This window comes from Lelliottia sp. GFLA7, from assembly GCF_056490165.1.
The window spans coordinates 808423-830112 of sequence record NZ_JBWLAQ010000002.1 but is presented as its reverse complement, the minus strand read 5'-3'; the positions used below and the strand labels follow the sequence as shown (position 1 = coordinate 830112).

The window sequence follows — 21690 nt, the reverse complement described above, 5'->3', positions numbered from 1 at the left end:
ATTATCCTGGGCAGTTCGCATTCAGGCCGTTGTTGTTATCCCGCCTTGAATTTACAGTGTCCCAAAGATTTATTCTGACTTTAGCGGAGCAGTAGAAGAATGACAAAATATGCTTTAGTAGGTGATGTAGGCGGCACGAATGCGCGGCTGGCATTATGCGATATTGATACCGGCGAAATTTCTCAAGCAAAGACCTATTCCGGGCTGGATTACCCAAGTCTTGAAGCGGTGGTTCGCGTGTATCTGGATGAGCATCAGGTCGGTGTCGAGGATGGTTGTATCGCTATCGCCTGTCCGATTACCGGTGACTGGGTGGCGATGACGAATCACACCTGGGCATTTTCTATTGCCGAAATGAAAAAAAATCTCGGCTTCGCGCATCTGGAAATCATCAACGACTTTACAGCCGTTTCGATGGCGATCCCAATGCTCAAACCTGAACATCTTATTCAGTTTGGTGGCGCGGAACCGGTCGAAGGCAAGCCGATTGCCGTTTATGGCGCGGGTACGGGACTGGGTGTTTCACATCTGGTTCACGTCGATAAACGCTGGATCAGTTTGCCGGGCGAGGGCGGCCACGTTGATTTCGCGCCGAACAGCGAAGAGGAAGGCATCATTCTGCATGAACTGCGCGCCGAACTGGGCCACGTTTCTGCCGAGCGCGTGCTGTCCGGCCCTGGGCTGGTTTATCTTTATCGCGCGATTGTGAAATCCGATAATCGCTTGCCGGAAAACTTACAACCCAAAGACATTACCGAGCGCGCACTGGCGGACAGCTGCACGGACTGTCGTCGCGCGCTGTCACTGTTCTGCGTGATTATGGGACGCTTTGGCGGCAATCTGGCGTTAAATCTCGGCACGTTTGGCGGAGTTTACATCGCGGGTGGCATTGTGCCGCGTTTCCTGGAGTTCTTTAAAGCGTCTGGTTTCCGTGGCGGGTTTGAAGATAAAGGGCGTTTTAAATCCTATGTGCAGGACATTCCGGTTTATCTGATCGTGCATGATAATCCAGGTTTACTGGGCTCCGGCGCGCATTTGCGCCAGACGCTGGGCCAATATCTCTGATGTTAATCCCCTCTCCGTACGGAGAGGGGATTCTCCTACAAATGCATTAACTGTCTGAATTCCCTCACCTTGCTCCGACTCACGGGCACCTGAAAATCCAAATCCTTCAGCCGTAAAATGTAGGTGTTGTTAAACCACGGTTCGATCTCACGGATTTTATTCAGATTCACACAAAACGAACGGTGGCAGCGGAAAAAATGCGACGCGGGCAGCTTGCCGCAAAATTCAGTGATATTCATCGGCATCACGAAAGATTCGCGACGAGTATAAACAAACGTCATTTTTTCGTGCGCTTCGGCATAATAAAGATCATCCATCGGCGTGACGATAATCCGCTCATCTTTAATCAGATTTAGCGTGTCGTTTTCACGGGTGATGACAGGGGTTGCGCTCACCGCAGAGTGGTTTTGCTGCTGCCAGGCCATTTCAAGTTTTTGCAGCATGCTCACAATGCGTGATTCCTGATAAGGCTTGAGAATGTAGTCAAATGCTTCCAGTTCGAACGCTTCGACGGCATGCTCTTTCCATGCAGTGACAAAAACGATAAACGGCTTATGGGCGAACTGATTGATATTCTGTGCCAGCAGCACACCGTCCAGTGACGGAATGTTGATATCCAGGAAAATGGCGTCAACTTTGTTGTGCTGTAAAAACTTCAACACATCCAGTCCGTCTTCAAACGTGCCGACAATCTCCATTTTGCTGTGCTCTTTTATCAGCCAGCTCAGCTCCTGTTGGGCGAGGATCTCATCTTCAACAATGATGACTTTCATGCATCATTCCTCATTCAGGGCCACAATAATGTTTGCGTATGAACGGGTAAGCGCTCATTAGGCACATAAAAAGCGATTTCCGTTCCGGGTTCCAGACGACGAATATGCAGCCCTTCGCCGTAAAGTAATTTCACGCGATGATGAACATTCAACAGGCCAATTTTATTGCCCGGCATTTCGTTAGATTCCACGCGCGCAATCACGTTAGGATCGATACCGTTTCCGGTATCGCGTACCGCCACGCGCACGCGATTGCCACATTCCGCCACGCTAATTGTCACCACGCCTTTGCCTTTGCATGGCTGGATGCCGTGGACAATCGCGTTCTCAACTAGCGGCTGAATCAACAGGCTTGGGATGACGCAGTGCACCTCTTCGTCGATATCGTAGATGACCGTCAGCTTATCGCCAAAACGAGCCTGTTCGATCGCGATGTAGTCCTTGATCTGATACAGCTCTTTTTTGATATCAATTTGCTCGTCGTCCTTAAGCTCAATGTTGTAGCGCAAATAACGCGAGAGATTATAAATCAGCTGACGGGCGGTATCTGGATTCATTCGAATAGAAGACGAAATCGCATTCAGCGCGTTGAACAGGAAATGGGGATTAATTTTACTTTGCAGGGCGCGCAGTTCTGCCTTATTTGCCATTTCACGTAGCTGCTCGGCGCGAGACACTTCCAGTTGCGTAGAGATAATTTGCGACAGGCCAATCGCCATCTCCTGCAGTGAAGAGGTGATTTGATGCGCGTGACAGTAGTAAATTTTAAGCGTGCCGGTAACTATCCCTTTTTCCCACAGCGGGATCACTAGCATGGAGTGGATCTCCGGAGTACGATGCGCCTCATCATTGTTTTTAATGATGATTTTTCCGTAGTTTATGGCTTGGCGAGTGGTAGGGCTGACGGCATCGTCGTTATCGCGATAGTTATGTTCGCCCACACCGACATAGGCCAGCACATGATCAATATTGGTGATCGCCACCGCATCAGCATGAATATCGCGGCGGATAATGTCGCACACCTGCCGCAACGACTCTGCGTTGACATGACGAAATAGCGGCAGCGTTTTATTGGCAATATCCAGCGCAAGTTTCGCCTGGCGCGCTGCGCTGGCCTCTTTTTCACCTTCGACGCTCTGCACCAGCAAAACGATAAACCCAATACACACGCTGCCCAGAATCATCGGAATACCGATTTTCGAGACAATATCCAGGCCAAGTTCGGTAGAAGGGGCCCAGGCAACCACCAGGATCATGGTCAGCGTTTCGCACACCATGCCCGCTACAATACCGGCTTTCCAGTGCTGTTTTTTGGGAAACTTACGGTTAATCCAGCCGGAAAGGACACCCGCGATAATGCTGGTGATAAAGCATGGAATTGCCGTTACGCCGCCGATATCGATGAGATAGCGGTGCGTCCCCGCAATAATGCCGGTAATAATCCCCACCCATGGGCCGAATAAGATACCACCGGACATCACGGCAATAATGCGCACGTTGACCAGCGATCCTTCTACCGGTACGCCGGACCAGGTGCTGAAAAGCGCAAACATCGAGAAGATGGCGGTGACGGCCAGCAATTCTTTTGGCGAGTGTGCAGATTTATGTAAAAGCTCGCGAAAAAGCCGGATGCGGATCAGGAAAAACAGACAAATCAGCATTAATGCAGCGCGATCAAATACCGCCAGCAGCATATTGAATATTTCGTGCACGGGACAACCTGGGAAAACGGGAAAAATCTATGATAGGAAACCTGACGCAGAATGACCAGACATCACTCTTTTTTAGCAAATGAGGAAAAACCTTAATTTACAAAGGGGATTATCGGATTCTGATTGACTGGAGTGATTCTGGCTTTGAATGAAAGCCTGTTTGTAAGTTCATTGATATCATGATGTTAACAAAATGGCATCTCTGATCTCTTTTGGCATCAATACTTCCGGTTTTCCCTCAATTAATGTTCCCATTTTATATCTAATTTTATTTTTTCATTCTCCTCTCGACAGCGGGTTTTCAATCAGGCTATTTTCTAAGCATGCCACAAACGTGGCAGCGTCGCTCGGACGGTCCGGGCGCAAACGTGGCTCTGAGGAATCTATGGCTGAATTCAGTCCTGAACGCCGTTTTACGCGTATCGATCGTCTCCCCCCTTATGTTTTTAATATCACTGCTGAACTGAAAATGGCTGCGCGTCGGCGCGGCGAAGACATTATCGATTTCAGCATGGGTAATCCCGATGGCCCAACGCCGCCGCATATCGTCGAAAAACTGTGTACCGTTGCTCAACGTCCGGACACTCACGGTTACTCGACGTCGCGCGGGATTCCGCGCTTGCGGCGTGCAATTTCTCGCTGGTATCAGGATCGCTATCAGATTGATATCGATCCCGAAAGCGAAGCTATCGTTACGATCGGATCGAAAGAAGGGCTCGCACACCTGATGCTGGCGACGCTGGATCACGGTGATACCGTGCTGGTGCCGAATCCAAGCTATCCGATCCATATTTACGGTGCGGTGATAGCCGGGGCGCAAGTACGCTCCGTGCCCTTGGTCGAAGGTGTAGATTTCTTTAACGAACTGGAACGTGCGATTCGGGAAAGTTACCCGAAGCCAAAGATGATGATTTTAGGCTTTCCGTCGAATCCGACGGCGCAATGCGTCGAGCTAGAGTTCTTTGAAAAAGTGGTGGCGCTGGCAAAGCGTTATGACGTGCTGGTGGTGCATGATTTGGCGTATGCCGATATCGTGTATGACGGCTGGAAAGCGCCTTCAATTATGCAAGTGCCCGGCGCGCGCGATGTCGCGGTTGAATTCTTTACGCTGTCGAAAAGCTACAACATGGCTGGGTGGCGTATTGGATTTATGGTCGGCAATAAAACGCTGGTCAACGCGCTGGCGCGAATCAAAAGCTATCACGATTACGGTACTTTCACACCGCTTCAGGTGGCTGCGATTGCCGCGCTGGAAGGCGATCAGCAATGTGTGCAAGACATCGCCGCGCAGTACAAACGACGCCGCGATGTGCTGGTGAAAGGGCTGCATGAAGCGGGCTGGATGGTCGACATGCCGAAAGCCTCGATGTACGTCTGGGCCAAAATTCCCGAGCACTATGCGGCCATGGGATCTCTGGAATTTGCTAAAAAACTGCTGCAGGATGCAAAAGTTTGCGTTTCCCCGGGCATCGGCTTTGGTGATTATGGCGATACTCATGTGCGTTTTGCGCTCATCGAAAATAGCGATCGTATACGCCAGGCGGTGAGAGGGATTAAAGGGATGTTCCGGGCCGATGGTCTTTTGCCGTCAGACAAAAAGAATCTAGCAGAATCTGAATAACGTAGCGCGCATAAAAAAAACAGGAGCCAATGGCTCCTGTTTTTTTAACTGTTGTTCTTCGCTCAGATCATCAGGGCAAAGGTTCCGGCCCAGACAAATACAATCACCGAAATGCCCATAAAGAAATATTTCACGTTTGTCGCTCCGCGCATCTTTTGATACGCCTAAAAAAACAAAGTCCAACTGAGTATAGAGAGTTGAAATCGGACGCAATCGGAAATAAGAATTATCCCGCTATGTCATCGACTCCAGCTCAGAATTCTGTGCCTTCCTGTTGCCAGACGGCGCTAATGTACGCCTAAAAATCAGGAGTGACAAGGGGCATTTTTTCAAATGCTTTCCGTAACTTACGAGTGTCGTGGAACGGAGACAGATTAATTTCAGCGTGCAATAAATAGACGTTGAGCGAAGAAAATAATTAACAATTGAGAGCGTGATGGCAGGTGATTGAAAAGGTTAGTTTCTCAGCGAAACTAACCTTTAAAGAGATTACTTATAGAGAGAGGATTCGCCAACTGGACGGGTTTTAAAGCGGCGATGGACCCACAAATATTGTTCGGGGGCGCGCATGATTTCTTTCTCGATCACTTTGTTGATGTAAGCGGCAGCTTCCGTCTCATCCTGGGGATAATTTTTCAACTCAGGGGAGATAAAGAGACGATAACCTGAGTTATCCGCTTTCCTGATCATCGTGACCGTCAACATCGGTGCGCCCGACAGACGTGAAATCACAAATGTGCCGTTAGTTGTAGCTACATTTTCAATCGCAAAAAACGGGGCAAAGCTGCTTCCTTTTCGGCCGTAGTCCTGGTCAGGAGCGAACCAGACGGCTTCGCCTTTTTTGAGTGCACTGACTAAACCGCGCAAATTGTTTCGGCTGATCATGGCTTTATTAGACCGCAGTCGACCGCGCGTCTGCACCCATTCCATCAGCAAGTTATTGTGCGGACGATAGGTGGCCATCATCGGTTGGCACAACCCCATCACGCGCCCCCCCAGCTCTAAAGACATAAAGTGAACGCCAATCACCATCACGCCGCGATTTTGCGCCTGCACCTCTTTCAGATTCTCCAGGCCCTCAACATCAAACCATTTACGCACGCGCTCGTCTGGCCAGAACCAGGCGATACCTGTTTCCAGCAGCGCCATACCAATGGCTTTGAAGTTTTCCTTGATCAGTTTTTCTCGCTGAGCGGGCGTATCGTTTGGGAAACAGAGTTCGAGATTCCTGCGCGCAATGGATTCACGTCGTTTCAGGAAGTGGCGGGATGCACTCCCTAACCGCGAGCCCAGAACACGAATAGCGGGATAAGGTAATTGAACCAGTAGCCAAAGTAGGCCAAGACCAAACCACGTTAACCAGTAACGTGGATGAAGAAATGCACGCTGGAATTTGCATTGAGACAAAATAGTGAACCTATATAAAGCCTGAGAAGGTAGCGCAAACTTCGCGTTACAACCTGCTTGTGTAGACCGTATTTCAGGATAGTAGTTTCAGCCCTTACCGATGTTTACGCAGTCAATAACCACTGCCGAAGTAAGGTAGGTTGCGTAATGTAGCATCGTTAGACACCGTGTTCCACGACTACTTTATCCGAAAAAGCAAGCACATGGTGACGATAATTCCAGGCTTGAAAGCGCAGCGAGTACGACTGCATCATCGACTTATATTGCTTAAGAAGGACAGGATGAATGGGGTCTAAATACTCTGCTAATGAAGCCATAATCATATTAATCCTGATTCATAGGATTTTGGATAACCCAACGGACTCATGAAATAACGGCATTAAATAGTTACTCTACTTTATTATCATTCACTCTGAGGCTGCGGATTTCCTGGTTTCATCTAATAAGGCCATTTTAAAAGATGATATTTGACAGCAAAAAAGATGCATATTGGCTTTGTGGTGGTAATGCGTCGAAAGGGTCAGATAACCTGCTGCGCGAGGCCTGCCGAATAAATTGATTCAACAGGCACCGCGAAATTAGCATGAAGCTGATTTTCATTTATGAAAGCGGGGGAGATCTAAAATATCGTAGGTGAACGTGTCCTTCAAATAACACCGGTCGGGCGTATCGCTATCTGCATACAGTAAAAAATACTGCTGCGTGTCCTCAAAGATTACAAGATCATCGCCATTCCTGAAATGGGTCACCACATAAGGCGTATTGTTTTTTGTTCGAGCGTGGTTAACACCTGAGGCAATTTGAAAGCGATCGTCCCATTTCATAGTGCTGAGCTGATATTTGAAGTGAGAGATGGTCACACTGCTCCGTAACGAACAGGAGAGCCGAATCGCGGTAGCGGCAAATGAAGGTGAGTTTATGAATATTATAAGGCTTAGCAAGAGTAAAACTTTCAAAGAGGTCTCCATTTAGGATAGTTTTGCGAGGAACAGTCTGGACGTGCCATCAGCATGATTGAATCAGCGGCTTTGTTGACGAGGTATACAGCGAGGCTGTGGTCTGATGATATACAGCAGAGGTAATATTGTAACGATAACTCAATGAGATACAAGCTCGTTGTAAAATTTGATTTTAGTTAAATTTGAAAAGGATCAGCATTTCCGGAAGGACATATCTTCTTGTTTTGTCATGAGTGGAATGCGTACTTAACCGGAATCATCAGATGGGAATGAGTGAGCTGGTAAATTAGCAACGCGCACCTGATGGATGCCGGTAAGGGTAGCAGGTTTTTTCTGCCATACAGGGGAGTTATACGCAGCGTTTTGTTTGGCGAGTAAACGACGATTGAATGCTTCGATAGCCTCTGAAAATTCTGGCATCCCTGGCAATCATTTTTGCGGTGATAAGGTGTAATTGGCAGGTATCACGTTACATGACTCATTCAATACATAGAACAGGTAAAAATGAATTGTTGTTCTATTGATGAAGGAAATGAATTATATATTGTTGACTGTGAAAATAGTCATTTTAGTTCAAATATTTATTTTTAGGATTTTTGCTTGATTGTCTTTATTTATCATTTGGTGATGTTGTCGGTACCTTATTTTATAGGGCCAGTTGTAAAATTATAAGGAAATACTTATAAAAAAAGAGAGCTTTTATTTAAATGAAATCCTTGGTCTGTAAAGTTATGTTACATCATTTAATTCCCCATCATCGCGTGAATATTTTTACACTTATCTCGATAGGGCTTTATTCGCGTTTTGATTTCGCATTAAGTCTTAATATTGCGTCATGCTTGCAGGTAAAAGGAATGCGACTGATCTTGACTGTGGGTACTATTAGTGTCCGATGGAGTTAATATCTTCTGCTCTAATAGCCTAAGCTTTTCTTATTAATTTGCCAGCTAGTATTGACCGTTTCTATCTATTCCATAGAACAGGGAAAGTTATGTCTAACTCCTATCAATCCGAGATCCCTAAGGCTCGCGTCAATATCCAGTTAAGTTTGCATACAGGCGGCGCACAGAAAAAAGTCGAATTACCCCTAAAACTTGTTTTGGTGGGTGATTACAGCAACGGAACAGAGCAGCGTCCCGTTTCGGAGCGCGAAAAGGTCAATGTAAATAAAAATAACTTTGACAGCGTGCTTGCTGAATTTTCGCCAGCCATAAAGCTTTCAGTTGAAAACACGCTTGCACATGACGGCAGTGAAGAAGCCATAAATCTCACCTTCCGGGACATGAAAGACTTCACACCGGAACAGGTCGCTCGTCAGATCCCTCAACTGAAAGCCATGCTTGCCATGCGTAATCTTCTCCGAGACCTCAAAGCCAATCTGCTCGATAACCAGGCTTTCCGTAAAGAGCTGGAAAAAATTCTGCTAGACCCACAACTCAGCAGTGAGCTGCGCAGTGAACTGAGTGCTCTGGCACCGAAAAAAGTCTGATGGTCATGATGTTAAACGGTTTAACGAAGAGAAAATGCTGATGTCTGTAAAAAATGAATATATGACTGGCAGTGAAACTTTAGTGTTGGAACGTTCTGAATCAGGCGGTGTATATGCATCCCTGTTTGAAAAAATCAATCTCAATCCGGTTTCTGAACTGAGTGCGCTGGATATCTGGCAGGATGCACAGGCCATGTCTGATGCAACTGCTGATGAGCGGTTGACCGCCGGTATGCAGGTGTTTCTGGAATGCCTTAGTAAAGCCGGTTCAAAGGTCGAAAAATTAGATAAAAACCTGATTGACCATCATATTGCGGAGCTTGATTACCAAATCAGTCGTCAGCTGGATGCGGTAATGCATCATGACGACTTTCAGGCTGTCGAATCTCTTTGGCGCGGTGTGAAATCGCTGGTGGATAAAACTGACTTTCGCCAGAACGTCAAAATTGAGCTGCTCGATCTGTCGAAAGCGTCTTTGCGACAGGACTTTGAGGACGCGCCGGAAATTATTCAAAGCGGGCTGTATAAACATACCTATATTGATGAGTACGACACCCCAGGCGGAGAACCCATCGGTGCGTTGATTTCTGCGTATGAATTTGATGCGTCAGCACAGGACGTGGCGCTGCTGCGTAATATCTCCAAAGTATCTGCCGCAGCGCATATGCCGTTTATCGGCTCTGCCGGCCCGAAATTCTTCCTGAAGGATTCGATGGAGGATGTGGCCGCCATCAAGGATATCGGTAACTACTTTGACCGCGCTGAATACATCAAATGGAAATCCTTCCGCAATACTGATGATTCCCGTTATATCGGTCTGGTGATGCCACGTGTACTGGGTCGTCTGCCGTACGGTCCGGACACCGTGCCGGTGCGCAGTTTTAACTATGTCGAAGAAGTGAAAGGCCCAGAGCATGATAAATATCTCTGGACCAATGCGTCGTTCGCCTTTGCATCCAATATGGTTCGTAGCTTCATTAACAATGGTTGGTGCGTGCAAATTCGTGGCCCGCAGGCTGGTGGTGCCGTCAAGGATCTGCCTATTCATCTGTACGATCTGGGCAGCATCGCCGTGCGTAACCTGTGTGCACCGACACTGCCCTGTTATCCCCCGGCGCAGGATCGTTTCCACTGGCGCGTGCTGAGTCATCTCGGCAGCGGATTCCTGTCGATGATGGATAATGCCGACGTGCTGCGTGGCACCCTGGCACTGTACGAATGGACAGACAGCGAGATGAACCGCCGCCGCCTGGAAGCCATCATTGACGTGAAGCACAGCGAAACCGAGCGCTTTGAGCAGGGCTACCTGGTACGCGGCGTGCAGATTGAGGTGACGCTCGACAGCCACGGCTTTGCCGGGCGCGGAGATATCTGCCTGTTCGGCGAGATGCTGAGCCGCTTCTTTGCGCTCTACACCGATATCTACCTGTTTAACCGCCTGATTATCATCCTGCAACCGACCGGAGAGCGCCTGGAATGGGAAGAGAAGCACAACCGCCGCATTCCCGGCTGATCCCACGGCTGGAAGCCGACCTTCACCGCATCAACTTTTATCGGTTATGCCAGCTGCTGGAGAAGCGTAATCCGGGCAGGCCACTGATCGGCTCGACCAGCCATCCTGCAGATGACCCGGTGCGGTTTGCGCCGCATCCGGGGATGGGTTTCCCGGCGAGCGAGCTGAAGGCTGTCGAATATGACGAGGATGATGACAGCAGGCCACCGCACATCCGCACGACTTTTATGGGGATGTATGGTGTCGATTCCCCCTTACCAACGGCGTACCTGGATGACATCACCCAGCGCCGCGAAGGGCACGAGGCGCTTCAGGGCTTTCTGGATATCTTCAGCCACCGCATTCTGACGCAATTTTACCGCATCTGGCGTAAATACTCGTAGCGGGTTGCCTGCGAAGGTGATGAAAGGTGTGACAGCAAGTCCGCTCGAAGAGAATATCGCGTCAGATAGCACCGTGAAGTGGGTTTACGTTGCGCAGCCAGAACCCCAGGCGAAGGTGGAAGGACTGGCAGCAATGCCCACGTCGGTAAAAAAGTGGAAATCATTCGCGGCTGGGATGGTTACCATGCTGGTGAGCAGCATCGTAACGGTATGGGCCTGGCAGTATTTGTCCCGGCCTGACCCTTTACAGATTCAGCTTGCTGCATCACTGGCCCCGATCCCCGCGACGCTCTCGCCCGCACAATTGGATGTTCTACGTCAGCAGTCTCCGTTACCACAAACCGTCATTGCACAAACACAGCAGCAGATTGCCCGACTGGAGAAGTTGCCTCCTGACTGGAATATTGCAAGGAGTCGACAGCTCGTGGATCAATCTCAGGTGCTGTGGCCGGAGCAGGCAAAACTTCTGGCACAGCAGTGGCGGCAACAACTTAATGCCGCCGCATTACCGACAGACCACCTTGATGGCTGGCATTTGGGAATGACGAAGCTGCAACAGCTGAGTGACCGTTTGAACGGGCTGGATGAGCAGAAAGGCAAATACATGACGGTCAGCGAACTGAAATCTGTCGTTTTTTCCGCCATGCAGTCATTTAACCAATCGATGCCAGCGGAAGAATGGCTGAGAGTATTGTCACAAACTCCTGCTGGGCAACCACTTCCCTCTGCTTCAAAGGCTCAGGCAGAGATGCATCTAAAACAGCTTATCGCTCGGTATGCTCTGGTGGCGGCGTTTATGTTCTTCAGGATGAAGTGATCGGCAGAGAGTCACAGTCTGTCATTCTCCAGACGTCCAGCGTTCAGGGGCGTGATTTTCGTGTTAATGGCACCACGGAAGAATGGCGGGAAAATATAGGCAGCTATTGCGTCAATAATGCCCGACTGGCCTTTGCCGTAAGCCTGGCATTCGCCGCGCCGCTTTTGAAGCTGGTTGGCATAGGCGGCGGCGGTTATCACCTAAAAGGTGAGTCTACAGACGGTAAAACCACGACCATGAAAGTGGCTGCTTCGGTGTGCGGTGGTACGGATTTCTGGCATACATGGCGTGCTACCGGGAACGCGCTGGAAGGAACGGCCAGCCGCCGCAATGATGCCACACTGATGCTTGATGAAATCCGCGAGGTGGATGGCAGAGAGGCGGGAAATATCGCCTACATGCTGGCGAACGGCCAAGGCAAAGCCCGCGCCAGAACTGATGGTTCGGTACGAGAAACAAACCGCTGGAATCTGTTGTTTCTTTCCACGGGGGAGCTGTCACTAGTCGAGCACGCCGCCAATGCAGGAGAGCGAACCTACGCCGGGGTTGAAGTACGCATGATCCAGATCCCAAGTGACTCGGGCAAGCATGGTGTATTTGAAGAGCTGCACGGCTTTAGTGGCGGTAAAGCGCTGGCGGAGCATCTTGAACATGCCGTTATTCATCATCATGGCTCACCCTTCCGCGACTGGCTGCATTGTCTGACAGCTGATCTACCGGAACTGACCAGCCAGGCGAAAGCGCTGCTGAAGGACTACACCCGTAGGTTGACCCCTGCGGATGCAGGAAATCAGGTTGGGCGCGCCGTTACCCGTTTTGCGCTGGTTGCGATGGCAGGAGAATTGGCCACACAAGCCGGGATAACCGGATGGCCTGAAGGTGAGGCGTTCAGGGCTGCTGAGTGTTGTCTGGCCTCATGGATGGCTGATCGTGGGCACACCGCGAACCAGGAGGATAAAACCGCACTGGAGCAGGTCAGGGATTATATGACACGTAACCAGTTCAGCCGCTTTGCTGACTGGCACGACGACAAGAACCGCCCACTGTCGATGATGGGGTTCAGGAAAGTGGACAAGGGCGACAACGTGACAGATTCCACAGTGACCTTCTACGTATTGCCATCTGGCTGGAAAGAAATTTGTAAAGGGTTCGATTCGCGAAAGGTGGCCAGATTGTGTGTTGAGGCGGGCTGGCTGAAAGCCGGGGAGGACGGGAGAACGCAAAACAGCATTCGCCTACCAGAAATAGGGCTTAAGCGTGTGTACCAGTTTAATACGCAAGTACTGGGTAGAGCCGATCCCGAATAGTAATCGCGTGAGTCTTATTTTTATGAGGTAACACTGGTAACAGAGGTAACAGGCAGTAACGACGAGGCTTGCCACTGTTACCAGTCAGAAATAGCCAGAGGTAACAGAGGTAACAGAGGTAACAAAAATCAGTGTGTTACCACTCGTTACCTCTTTATTTAGCTCACTGGTAACAGATTAAATTCAATTAAATCAACGATGTTACACGTGTTACCAGTGTTACACGTTCAGAACAAGAGGTAGGGATTCAAATCCCTTATTCTGGCTGGCAAAAGAGGAATAGCGATGCGAGTGCTGAAAATTAACTGCCCAGAGTGTATGTCTGCGGCAAAGGTGAGAAAGACAAACCGGAAACACCCTAAATTGTCAGATGTATACTGTTACTGTTCAAATGTTGAGTGTGGGCATACGTTCGTAATGAATATCTGTTTTTCTCACACCATTAGCCCCAGCGCTTTAAACGGCCAGGGAAGAGTTAAAGAGCTGATGGATGCTTTACCACCTGACGAGCGACAAAGAGCTTTAGAACTTTTGCTGGAGGCTGACGAGAGCCGGTAAACGAATCGACGGGAATGGCATTAACGTTCCCGGATTCGATTCATAAAATTTCAATCGCTTAAAGAATAAAACACATATAATTCAACGCATTACAATTTTATGTTCTCGCCCTTAGTCCTGAAAAGTCTCACCTAAAATATATTATCCATTTATTATCAATGACTTATAGGGATTTCGCTAAAATCTCAGTACCTCAAAACTGAAAAAAACTGAAATTCTTTTCATCGTTTTCACTAGCTGTCTCTCAGTACATCTCCAGAATTGGTGCGGCTTGGCGCTATCATTTGTAAAAAAAACAAACTGAAAAATTTTTATGATCTGAAAACCGCAGGCGGGTGCGGTGTAGTGCGATTTTGCTTCAAGTGGTCATATTTTTGGTAGTTTAGGAAAAGAACCTCTTGTTATGTCTTGAATGTCGTCCCAGTGATGGTAATATCGGTATCGCGCAAACGTTCCGTTTGCCTGCTGCAGTCAAAGTTTACAGTATCTTAGCTTCCGCTTTCACATTGATAGATGTGGGAGCGCCTATGCAACAGCATGGGCTGGAACGGTTACCCCACAAAGCCTGGCCGGCGACGAAGGGACTGTAGCCGTCCTCAATTGCGTCCGGTCAGAGAATAGGGGCAGTTGCTAAGAACTTTTGATGTAAGCATCCCTATTCTTATTGCCCTCTTGAGCATGAGGGAGGCCGGATGTAATTTTGATTTCATGACATGGAATATATCATGACGGCCCAAAAACCTTTTAAAAAAGCTGGTGTACAATCTCTCAGATCACTGCAATCGCTGAGTTCTTGCTTAGATATTACTTTGGTAGATTTAAATACTGCTATTTTAATGTCTCCTCAACAAAGATACAAAAAAAAACAAGTTAAAAAAATTAATGGTGAATTACGAGATGTTTATGATCCGCATCAGTTAATTAGACGTATTCAAAAAAGAATTAACAATAGAATTTTCAAAGAATTAATTGTCTGGCCTGGTTTTATGTACGGTTCAGTTCCTACTAATAAAGAAGAGAAAAAAAAAGGGATTGAAAGACATTATATTGCATGTGCCCAGAAACATTGTAATGCCAAAACTATACTAAAGGTTGATATTAAAAGTTTCTTTGATAATATTCACAGAGATATTGTTCACGATGTATTCTCAAAAGTACTTAAATTCAAGGGGGATGCATTAGAATACTTAACTAATATATGCTGCTATGAAGAAAATATTGTTCAAGGGGCTTTGACCTCTAGCTATATAGCGTCATTATGTCTTTTTGATGTCGAAACTGAAGTAGTTAAAAGAGCAGAAAGAAAAAAACTAGTATATACAAGACTGGTAGATGATATTACGGTTTCATCAAAGTCAGTTAATTATAATATGAATCAAATTTTAGAACATATTAAAGATATGCTTGCTGGTAAAGACTTGCCAATAAATGAAGAAAAGACGCAAGTCCACAATATTTCAACTGAATCATTGAAGGTTCATGGCTTGCGGATTTCTTTCAATGAACCACGCTTACCTTCTGAAGAGGTCGGCCGTATAAGAGCTTCTGTCCATAACCTAGAGCAACTGGCTAAGAAAAATAACTCAATAACAAGCATAGCCTTTAGGATTGAATACAATAGAAGTGTTGGTCGTGTAAATAAATTAGGCAGGGTCAATCACAATAAATATAAAGAATTAACATTAAGGTTGAAGGCGATTCAACCAAAAGCTGCCAAGCGAGATATAGTTAAAATAGATAGAGCGATTAATTTTTTAGAAAACTCTTATAAAGGTGGGAATTCAAATAAAGAGTATTACAAGAAAAAATATGATCTCACATTATATAATTTAATTATTTTAAGAAGAACCCCAGGTTTTTTATTAATTGAGAAAGCATTTAAAGATCGTCTTTTAAAGGTTAAGTATTAATGAGTACATTATCTAAAATAAAAATAAATTATGAGTTTTTGAAGAAAAATTGTTTTTTATTGTATGACGATCTCAAAGAGTTAATAATTAGCTTAAAGTTTATATTTTTGTCTGTTGGGGATATCTTACGGAATAATAATGAAAGCGAAATGCTGCTTCTTAATTTGAAGAAAAGAAATAAGGATTTAAAACTCAGGTTTTACAAAGTTGCTCTCCGAGTTAAACGTCTTTTTAATACTGTGTATGATTTCATAAGTAATATTCCTTCGTATTTAATGCGTTTGATGAAAACTAAAATTAGATTGTTTTTCGGTTTTATCCTATTTCTAGTTAATAAAATACCATTGGGTGATTTTGGTAAAGAAAAAGAACTTAAAATATTAGCACTTACTATCATTACTATATTTACATTTGGTGTTATTTTTAGTTTTCTTATTTTAAACGTAACAATTTACAATGAGAAACTTTACGCTAGAGAGTTCTGTTTGTCAGATAAGTGCGTTGCTTATTTTTTTAGTAAGTTTAACAGTATCTCAATTGTTCTTCAATCAATTGCATGGTTAATTACCCTTATTACCACTATTGGGGGTATTGGAATTGCATTGATGACATATAAGTCGGGTGTAAAAAATAGCAATCTTACTAATCATATTTCGCATTTGAATATGTTCAGAGATTATGTGAATGCAGAAATCACTAAGCGTAAATTTATTTCCCCTGACAAGGTTAATATATACAAATGGTACAGTTTAATATTTCCTCTTTCAAAAAGAGGAGATGTGACAGTATCTGCATTGTATCAATTGAGAATTGATGAAATTGCAAATGTAATTTCATCAGCAAATAAAGATGTTACTGAGCCTGGAGGTAAGTATTCATATAAAAATCATCAAGTTAGATTATTAGAGAAAGTTGGTGATCTGGGTATAAAGATTAGTACTGGGCCGAAAAATGATTTTATCCTCATTGAGGAGCAGGTATTTGAGCTCATTGACTGCATAAACTTAACCTTTACCGAAATGGAACGTAATTTAGCGAGTATCAAGCGAGCGTATATATAAGATCGTTATAATATGTCAGCATTTTTCTTCGTGGTTCTAAATATTGCGCATGATTATAAGTTCCCCTGATTGAGTTTTTATCAACATGCGCAAGTTGTATTTCAATCCAAGCGCTATCAAAACCATGCTCATGCAAAATAGTACTCATGGTATGCCTGAAACCATGGCCAGTTAACCGACCATGATAACCCAGTAGCTTTATCACTTTGTTGATACTCGCTTCGCTGATTGGTTTCCTGGCGTCGTTCCGCCCAGGAAAAACGAGATTGTAATTTCCGGTAATTGCTTGAAGCTTTTCCAGAATACTAAGCGCCTGAGTAGATAAAGGTACTAGATGAGGACGGCGTTTTTTCATTCGCTCTTTGGGGATCTCCCATAAGGCATTTTCTAAATCAAATTCCACCCATTCTGCGGCACGCAGTTCGATTGTACGCACACCTGTGAGCATCAGTAGCTGTGTTGCGTACTTGGTTACTAAGCTGCCTTGATAGTTTTCCAGAGCTTTAACAAAGGTGGGTAGTTCATTTTCAGTGAGGAAAGGGAAATGCTGCCTTGTCGGTTTGTTAAGTGCAATCGCTAGATCAGGAGCAAAGTTATATTTAGCCCGTCCGGTAGCGACTGCATATCTTAGCACTTCACCGCAGCGGCGCCGGATTTTACTAGTTTGTTCAAGTGCTCCTCGTTTCTCAATTCTCTGCAGAACTGTGAGAAGCTCCAGCGGTTCAATCTGTTCGATTGGGCGCTGGCCGATAAAAGGAAAAATATCCTTTTCCATGCAGTTGAGAACCTCTTTCGCATATCCTTCTGACCATGTTGCCATTTTGGAGCTATGCCATTCTCTTGCTACAGATTCAAAGCTGTTTTCGTGTGCAAACTGTAACGCAATTTTTTCTGCCTTTCTGGCCTCGCTAGGATTGATCCCTTTGGCCAGCATGGAACGAGCTTCATCACGTTTAGTACGCGCCTGAGCAAGCGATACATCACCGTATACGCCGAAGGAAATCATCTTGGGCTTACCTGCAAAGCGGTAGCGATAGCGCCAGCCTTTGCTGCCTGCTGTATCGATAAGAAGTGATAACCCCATGCCATCGTTCAATGTATAGGGCTTATCCTTTGGTTTTGCGCGTTTTATTTGGATGTCAGATAGCAGCATGTGTATAGAAAAAAGATCGAACTCAGTTATACACAATGTTATACGCAAAGACGGATTGATTCCATTAGAAATAATGGCACTTTCTTGGACAAGAATAGCAGAGGGTTGCAAATTAAATCAGTGAGTTATGGAATTTACTAGACTTGATGAGATGTGGTAATGGTGTCCCCTGCAGGAATCGAACCTGCAACTAGCCCTTAGGAGGGGCTCGTTATATCCATTTAACTAAGGGGACGAAGCGGCACGAGTATAGCGTTATTTACACTATGCGTTAAGCTCAATGCCGCCTGACTGCTTAAAGAGTCGCCATTTAATCAGCTTTTTTTGGACTTTCGTCGTTGTTTTGCCGAGCTTTTTCTTTTTCCTTTAACTCCGCCTTACGTTTAGTCGACATATCATTGCGAATTTGGGCATGGCTTAAGAGGGCGAAAATAAAGGTCCCGCCGCAGATATTTCCTGCCAGCGTCGGCAGTGCGAAGGGCCAGAAAAAGTCGGTCCAGTGCTGCGTGCCATTGAAAACCAGGTACAACACCTCAACCGTTCCCACCACAATATGCGTCGTATCGGCCAGTGCAATAAGCCAGGTCATCAGGATAATCACGACAATTTTTGCGGATCCCGCAGACGGGAACATCCAGACCATGGTGGCAATAATCCAACCTGAGATAATGGCGTTGGAGAACATCTCAAGAGGCGTATTCTTCATGACGTCCATACCAATTTTGACGAACGCGTCGCGCGTGGGTTCATCAAATATGGGCATATACTCAAAGGCCCACGCCGCCACTCCTGTACCAATAATATTCCCCAGTAACACCACCCCCCACAGGCGCATCAAAAGCCCGAAATTACCCCACGTCGGACTTTGCATCACCGGCAGAACCGCCGTCACCGTGTTTTCCGTAAACAGCTGTTGACGCGCCATAATGACGATGACAAATCCAAAGGTATAACCCAGGTTCTCAATCAGGAAACCACCGGGAACACCTTCTAGCTGCACGTGGAAAATACCTTTCGCCAGCAGCGACGCGCCCATCGACAATCCTGCTGCAATCGCAGACCACAGCAGGGCCATGGCATCACGTTCAAGCTCTTTCTCGCCGTCCTGGCGGATATGCTCGTGAATAGCCATGGCTCGCGAGGGAAGGCGATCTTCATTGATTTCTATTTTTTTACCGCGTTGCTTTTCTTCGCTTTCAACTTCAAGCTCATCCGAATGTTCATCGATTTTTTCTTCTTTTAGATCGTCCATAGAAAGTGTCTCACTTCGTTGTCATCCGTATAATCGTAGCGTTTTTTTGGATATTACCCGTCGGGATGCTCTTATTTTCTGACAATGGCAACAAACGCGATACATCACGTTACGTCACAGGCTAAAATCGCCAACAAAATGAAATGGCAAAGTCAGGCTATGCTGTGATCAGGGCGAGCGTAATCATCACCCGGCACTGTGTGCGTGGACATCCAGAAACGTGCTGTTACAATCACTTGCATGTTTATAAAGGAGCGTCATGCGCTCCGTTACGGATGGCAATCTACGATAGCCATACTTAACAGGGAGAAATAAATGAAACTTCGGCTGTCGGCGCTTGCGCTGGGCACAAGCCTGCTTGTGGGCTGCGCCAGTTCGGGCGAGCAAACGGGGCGCTCCGATCCTTTAGAAGGATTCAACCGCTCCATGTATAGCTTCAACTACAACGTGCTGGACCCGTATCTGGTTCGTCCGGTGGCTGTTGCATGGCGCGACTATGTTCCGCAACCTGCGCGTAATGGACTGAGCAATTTCACCAGCAACCTGGAAGAGCCCGCGGTGATGGTGAACTTCTTCCTGCAAGGCGATCCCTATCAGGGGATGGTTCATTTTACTCGCTTCTTCCTGAACACCCTGTTGGGTATGGGCGGCTTTATCGATGTGGCTGGGATGTCTAACCATAAACTGCAGCGTGAGCAGCCTCACCGCTTTGGTAGTACGCTCGGGAATTATGGTGTTGGCTATGGCCCGTATATGCATTTGCCGTTCTACGGCAGCTTTACCGTGCGTGATGACGGTGGCGATATGGTCGATACACTTTATCCGGTACTGTCATGGCTGACGTGGCCGCTGTCGATTGGGAAATGGACTGTTGAAGGTATCGAAACGCGCGCGCAACTGCTGGATTCAGACGGCCTGCTGCGCCAGTCTTCCGATCCTTACATCATGGTGCGTGAAGCCTACTTCCAGAATCATGACTTCATCGCTAACGGTGGCAAGCTGAAGCCGGAAGATAACCCGAATGCGAAAGCTATCGAAAACGAACTGTCCGAGATTGATGCGGAATAAATAAAAAAAGGTGAGCAAATGCTCACCTTTTTTAATGTCTGCCGAATTAGAACGCGTAGTTGAAGTTCATGCCGTACAACCAGGCTTTCCCTTCGGAGGAGAATTCGTACGGGCCTTCCTGGAAGGTAACTTTCTGTCCGTGCATATAAGACACACCTGCATCAATAGACGCATCTTTGTTGAATGCGTAGGTTGCGCCTGCGCTCAGCCAGAAGCGGTCCTGATCCGGAATAGAGATTGAACGCTTGTCAGCCGGAACCGGGCTATCATCAAAGGCGATACCGGTACGGAACGTCCAGTTATCATCCATATAATAGGTGGTACCAAGGGCGATACGGTAAGCATCGCGGAAGCTTTCATCTTTATAGAACAGCGTGTCGCCATTGCTGTTAGTCGCCTTCAGCTCCTGGAACTGGCTCCAGCTGGTGTATGTCAGGCTGTAGTGAACTGCCCACTGAGGCGCCACACGGTTATAACCCGACAGTTCCCACATTTCAGGCAGGTTCAGAGATAAAGAACCGCCCGTGGTACGGCCATCGGTACCCATAGGCAGGCCGAAGCTACCCAAAATCTGGTTATACGCAGATGGCAGGCTGCTCTTATAGTCGCCGTCGAAGTCGATTTTCACTTCTGAGCGATAAGTTAAGCCATAACGGTTGTTTTTATCGATTTCATACAGGATCCCCGCGTTCCAGCCAAAGCCCCATTCATCACCTTTCAGGTAAGCAATCTGGGTATCGCCAGGAATCTGTGCCACTTGGCCTGCAAGTGCAGGAGGCAGCATGCCGGATCCGGCAACAATCTGACCTAAGTCACCCGCGTAACGCTCAATTTTCGCTTTCGCGTAAACAGCATCAAAGCCAACGCCGAAGCTCCAGTGGCTATCCAGGCGATATGCACCGCTCAGGTTAAGGTTCAACGTTTCAAGATCGGTGGTACCGCCGTACGCGCCGGCAGCGTAATTATTGTTAAATTCAGTCGCCAGGCCATAGTTAGAGGTGACGGATGCACCCCAGCCAAACTGGTCATTGATTGGTGCAACGAAATGCAGGTTTGGCACCCATGCGGTCGGTGCAATGTTTTGTGCGTTAAGGCTCCGACCCGTTGGGGAACGGCCAGAAATGTTCACATCGGGATCAACAAAAACGGCCCCGGCAGAAAAAGTCGGACGATCAAACATCGTGATCAGCGCCGGGTTACGGCTCACGTTGCCTGCATCATCTGCGATAGCGCCTTCGCCAGAATAGGCGCGGCCAAGACCAGAGGAAGAAAATTCGTTGAGCTGGAAGCCCGCTGACCAGGCGGACGTTGATACGATTGCCACTGCGACTGCCAGCGCAGTCTTTTTGAACAGGGTTTTCTGGCTCATGACCATAACCTCATTGAGTTTTTTTTATTCAATAATTGTTACACGTAGTAACAGGAGCGCGGAGTGTAGGGTCTGCGGTAACACTTAGAAATCAGACCAGTGGCGAGAGTATAGGTCTGACCAGATGGAATGTTGCAAGTTTGTTTATTAAGTTTTTCAAAGATGTTTATCGAAACGGGATCTGTGTGGCAAAAATGCGAGCCGTCGCACTCATGGAAAAGGGTGATTTTTGCGCTAGATCATTTTTTAGTGTGATATCGGTCACTTACCTCC

18 protein-coding genes, 1 tRNA gene and 4 pseudogenes are annotated in these 21690 nt (G+C 46.9%); 12 read left to right on the top strand and 11 right to left on the bottom strand.

All coding sequences use genetic code 11. The features are described 5' to 3' along the window. The first annotated feature begins 99 nt into the window (after positions 1 to 99). Complete coding sequence (gene glk, locus AC07RN_RS09495) at positions 100 to 1065, top strand: glucokinase (protein WP_015959918.1); 966 nt, start codon at positions 100 to 102, stop codon at positions 1063 to 1065. A gap of 35 nt (positions 1066 to 1100) precedes the next feature. On the opposite strand, the gene AC07RN_RS09490 is transcribed toward glk, so the two are convergent. Continuing rightward, positions 1101 to 1838 carry a LytR/AlgR family response regulator transcription factor gene (locus tag AC07RN_RS09490; RefSeq protein ID WP_478336203.1) on the bottom strand — a complete coding sequence of 246 codons (738 nt, stop codon included), beginning with the start codon at positions 1836 to 1838 and terminating at the stop codon, positions 1101 to 1103. A 14-nt stretch (positions 1839 to 1852) separates the two neighbouring features. After that, complete coding sequence (locus AC07RN_RS09485) at positions 1853 to 3550, bottom strand: sensor histidine kinase (RefSeq protein WP_015959916.1); 1698 nt, start codon at positions 3548 to 3550, stop codon at positions 1853 to 1855. A gap of 385 nt (positions 3551 to 3935) precedes the next feature. Here AC07RN_RS09485 and alaC point away from each other — a divergent pair, with 385 nt between their 5' ends. After that, a complete protein-coding gene (alaC, locus tag AC07RN_RS09480) occupies positions 3936 to 5171 on the top strand; it encodes an alanine transaminase (RefSeq protein ID WP_015959915.1) in 1236 nt (411 codons plus the stop codon). Positions 5172 to 5233: 62 nt separating this feature from the next. On the opposite strand, the gene ypdK is transcribed toward alaC, so the two are convergent. The 5 genes from ypdK to AC07RN_RS09455 all read right to left on the bottom strand — a co-directional run bounded on the left by ypdK (position 5234) and on the right by AC07RN_RS09455 (position 7957). Continuing rightward, a complete protein-coding gene (ypdK, locus tag AC07RN_RS09475; protein WP_106379800.1) occupies positions 5234 to 5305 on the bottom strand; it encodes a membrane protein YpdK in 72 nt (23 codons plus the stop codon). Between the two features lie 355 nt (positions 5306 to 5660). Further along, positions 5661 to 6581 (bottom strand): kdo(2)-lipid IV(A) palmitoleoyltransferase, encoded by a 921-nt coding sequence (gene lpxP / locus AC07RN_RS09470; protein ID WP_478336295.1) that lies wholly within the window; start codon positions 6579 to 6581, stop codon positions 5661 to 5663. Between the two features lie 155 nt (positions 6582 to 6736). Next, positions 6737 to 6895 carry a hypothetical protein gene (locus AC07RN_RS09465; RefSeq protein WP_478336202.1) on the bottom strand — a complete coding sequence of 53 codons (159 nt, stop codon included), beginning with the start codon at positions 6893 to 6895 and terminating at the stop codon, positions 6737 to 6739. A 279-nt stretch (positions 6896 to 7174) separates the two neighbouring features. Beyond that, positions 7175 to 7438: a hypothetical protein gene (locus AC07RN_RS09460; protein ID WP_478336201.1), complete on the bottom strand. Its 264-nt coding sequence runs from the start codon at positions 7436 to 7438 to the stop codon at positions 7175 to 7177. 345 nt (positions 7439 to 7783) lie between these two features. Next, positions 7784 to 7957 (bottom strand): hypothetical protein, encoded by a 174-nt coding sequence (locus AC07RN_RS09455; RefSeq protein ID WP_478336200.1) that lies wholly within the window; start codon positions 7955 to 7957, stop codon positions 7784 to 7786. A gap of 571 nt (positions 7958 to 8528) precedes the next feature. Here AC07RN_RS09455 and tssB point away from each other — a divergent pair. The 9 genes and pseudogenes from tssB (at position 8529) to AC07RN_RS09410 (ending at position 16575) form a co-directional block, all read left to right on the top strand. Next, positions 8529 to 9026 (top strand): type VI secretion system contractile sheath small subunit, encoded by a 498-nt coding sequence (tssB, locus tag AC07RN_RS09450; protein ID WP_478336199.1) that lies wholly within the window; start codon positions 8529 to 8531, stop codon positions 9024 to 9026. A 34-nt stretch (positions 9027 to 9060) separates the two neighbouring features. Then, positions 9061 to 10092: pseudogene (gene tssC / locus AC07RN_RS09445) on the top strand (type VI secretion system contractile sheath large subunit); the annotation flags it as partial. Between the two features lie 6 nt (positions 10093 to 10098). After that, the gene (locus AC07RN_RS09440; protein ID WP_478336294.1) at positions 10099 to 10539 is read left to right on the top strand and encodes a type VI secretion system baseplate subunit TssF; all 441 of its coding nucleotides are present in this window, start codon (positions 10099 to 10101) and stop codon (positions 10537 to 10539) included. Then, a pseudogene (locus tag AC07RN_RS09435) lies at positions 10503 to 10919 on the top strand (type VI secretion system baseplate subunit TssG); the annotation flags it as partial. The gene AC07RN_RS09440 and the pseudogene AC07RN_RS09435, both read left to right, overlap by 37 nt. Next, positions 10897 to 11739, top strand: a pseudogene (locus AC07RN_RS09430) (VasL domain-containing protein); the annotation flags it as partial. The pseudogenes AC07RN_RS09435 and AC07RN_RS09430, both read left to right, overlap by 23 nt. Further along, a pseudogene (locus AC07RN_RS09425) lies at positions 11709 to 13046 on the top strand (DUF927 domain-containing protein); the annotation flags it as partial. The pseudogenes AC07RN_RS09430 and AC07RN_RS09425, both read left to right, overlap by 31 nt. A 285-nt stretch (positions 13047 to 13331) precedes the next feature. After that, on the top strand, positions 13332 to 13604 hold the full coding sequence (locus tag AC07RN_RS09420; RefSeq protein WP_478336198.1) for an Ogr/Delta-like zinc finger protein: 273 nt from the start codon (positions 13332 to 13334) through the stop codon (positions 13602 to 13604). A 725-nt stretch (positions 13605 to 14329) separates the two neighbouring features. Then, the gene (locus tag AC07RN_RS09415; RefSeq protein ID WP_478336197.1) at positions 14330 to 15514 is read left to right on the top strand and encodes a reverse transcriptase family protein; all 1185 of its coding nucleotides are present in this window, start codon (positions 14330 to 14332) and stop codon (positions 15512 to 15514) included. After that, positions 15514 to 16575, top strand: a complete 1062-nt coding sequence (locus AC07RN_RS09410; protein WP_478336196.1) for a retron Ec48 family effector membrane protein — start codon at positions 15514 to 15516, stop codon at positions 16573 to 16575. Before AC07RN_RS09415 ends, AC07RN_RS09410 begins: the two co-directional genes overlap by 1 nt. Here AC07RN_RS09410 and AC07RN_RS09405 read toward each other — a convergent pair. The 3 genes from AC07RN_RS09405 to AC07RN_RS09395 form a co-directional block, all read right to left on the bottom strand. After that, positions 16556 to 17728, bottom strand: coding sequence for a tyrosine-type recombinase/integrase (locus AC07RN_RS09405; RefSeq protein WP_478336293.1), 1173 nt, complete (start codon positions 17726 to 17728; stop codon positions 16556 to 16558). The two genes, AC07RN_RS09410 and AC07RN_RS09405, sit on opposite strands and share 20 nt — an antisense overlap. 160 nt (positions 17729 to 17888) lie before the next feature. Continuing rightward, positions 17889 to 17963 (bottom strand) — tRNA-Arg (locus tag AC07RN_RS09400). A 75-nt stretch (positions 17964 to 18038) separates the two neighbouring features. After that, positions 18039 to 18980, bottom strand: a complete 942-nt coding sequence (locus tag AC07RN_RS09395) for a formate/nitrite transporter family protein (protein WP_478336195.1) — start codon at positions 18978 to 18980, stop codon at positions 18039 to 18041. 315 nt (positions 18981 to 19295) lie between these two features. Here AC07RN_RS09395 and mlaA point away from each other — a divergent pair, with 315 nt between their 5' ends. After that, entirely contained in the window at positions 19296 to 20048 is a 753-nt protein-coding gene (mlaA, locus tag AC07RN_RS09390) for a phospholipid-binding lipoprotein MlaA (RefSeq protein WP_478336194.1), read from the top strand. A 46-nt stretch (positions 20049 to 20094) separates the two neighbouring features. Here mlaA and fadL read toward each other — a convergent pair whose 3' ends face one another. Continuing rightward, positions 20095 to 21417 carry a long-chain fatty acid transporter FadL gene (gene fadL, locus AC07RN_RS09385; protein ID WP_407437985.1) on the bottom strand — a complete coding sequence of 441 codons (1323 nt, stop codon included), beginning with the start codon at positions 21415 to 21417 and terminating at the stop codon, positions 20095 to 20097. Positions 21418 to 21690: the final 273 nt, after the last annotated feature.

Excerpts from the sequence above, each read along its gene's own strand:
- glk (WP_015959918.1), top strand. The coding sequence starts at position 100 with ATGACAAAATATGCTTTAGTAGGTGATGTAGGCGGCACGAATGCGCGG.
- AC07RN_RS09490 (WP_478336203.1), bottom strand. The coding sequence starts at position 1,838 with ATGAAAGTCATCATTGTTGAAGATGAGATCCTCGCCCAACAGGAGCTG.
- alaC (WP_015959915.1), top strand. The coding sequence starts at position 3,936 with ATGGCTGAATTCAGTCCTGAACGCCGTTTTACGCGTATCGATCGTCTC.
- AC07RN_RS09465 (WP_478336202.1), bottom strand. The coding sequence starts at position 6,895 with ATGGCTTCATTAGCAGAGTATTTAGACCCCATTCATCCTGTCCTTCTT.
- AC07RN_RS09455 (WP_478336200.1), bottom strand. The coding sequence starts at position 7,957 with ATGCCAGAATTTTCAGAGGCTATCGAAGCATTCAATCGTCGTTTACTC.
- tssB (WP_478336199.1), top strand. The coding sequence starts at position 8,529 with ATGTCTAACTCCTATCAATCCGAGATCCCTAAGGCTCGCGTCAATATC.
- AC07RN_RS09420 (WP_478336198.1), top strand. The coding sequence starts at position 13,332 with ATGCGAGTGCTGAAAATTAACTGCCCAGAGTGTATGTCTGCGGCAAAG.
- AC07RN_RS09415 (WP_478336197.1), top strand. The coding sequence starts at position 14,330 with ATGACGGCCCAAAAACCTTTTAAAAAAGCTGGTGTACAATCTCTCAGA.
- AC07RN_RS09410 (WP_478336196.1), top strand. The coding sequence starts at position 15,514 with ATGAGTACATTATCTAAAATAAAAATAAATTATGAGTTTTTGAAGAAA.
- AC07RN_RS09405 (WP_478336293.1), bottom strand. The coding sequence starts at position 17,728 with ATGCTGCTATCTGACATCCAAATAAAACGCGCAAAACCAAAGGATAAG.
- AC07RN_RS09395 (WP_478336195.1), bottom strand. The coding sequence starts at position 18,980 with ATGGACGATCTAAAAGAAGAAAAAATCGATGAACATTCGGATGAGCTT.
- mlaA (WP_478336194.1), top strand. The coding sequence starts at position 19,296 with ATGAAACTTCGGCTGTCGGCGCTTGCGCTGGGCACAAGCCTGCTTGTG.
- fadL (WP_407437985.1), bottom strand. The coding sequence starts at position 21,417 with ATGAGCCAGAAAACCCTGTTCAAAAAGACTGCGCTGGCAGTCGCAGTG.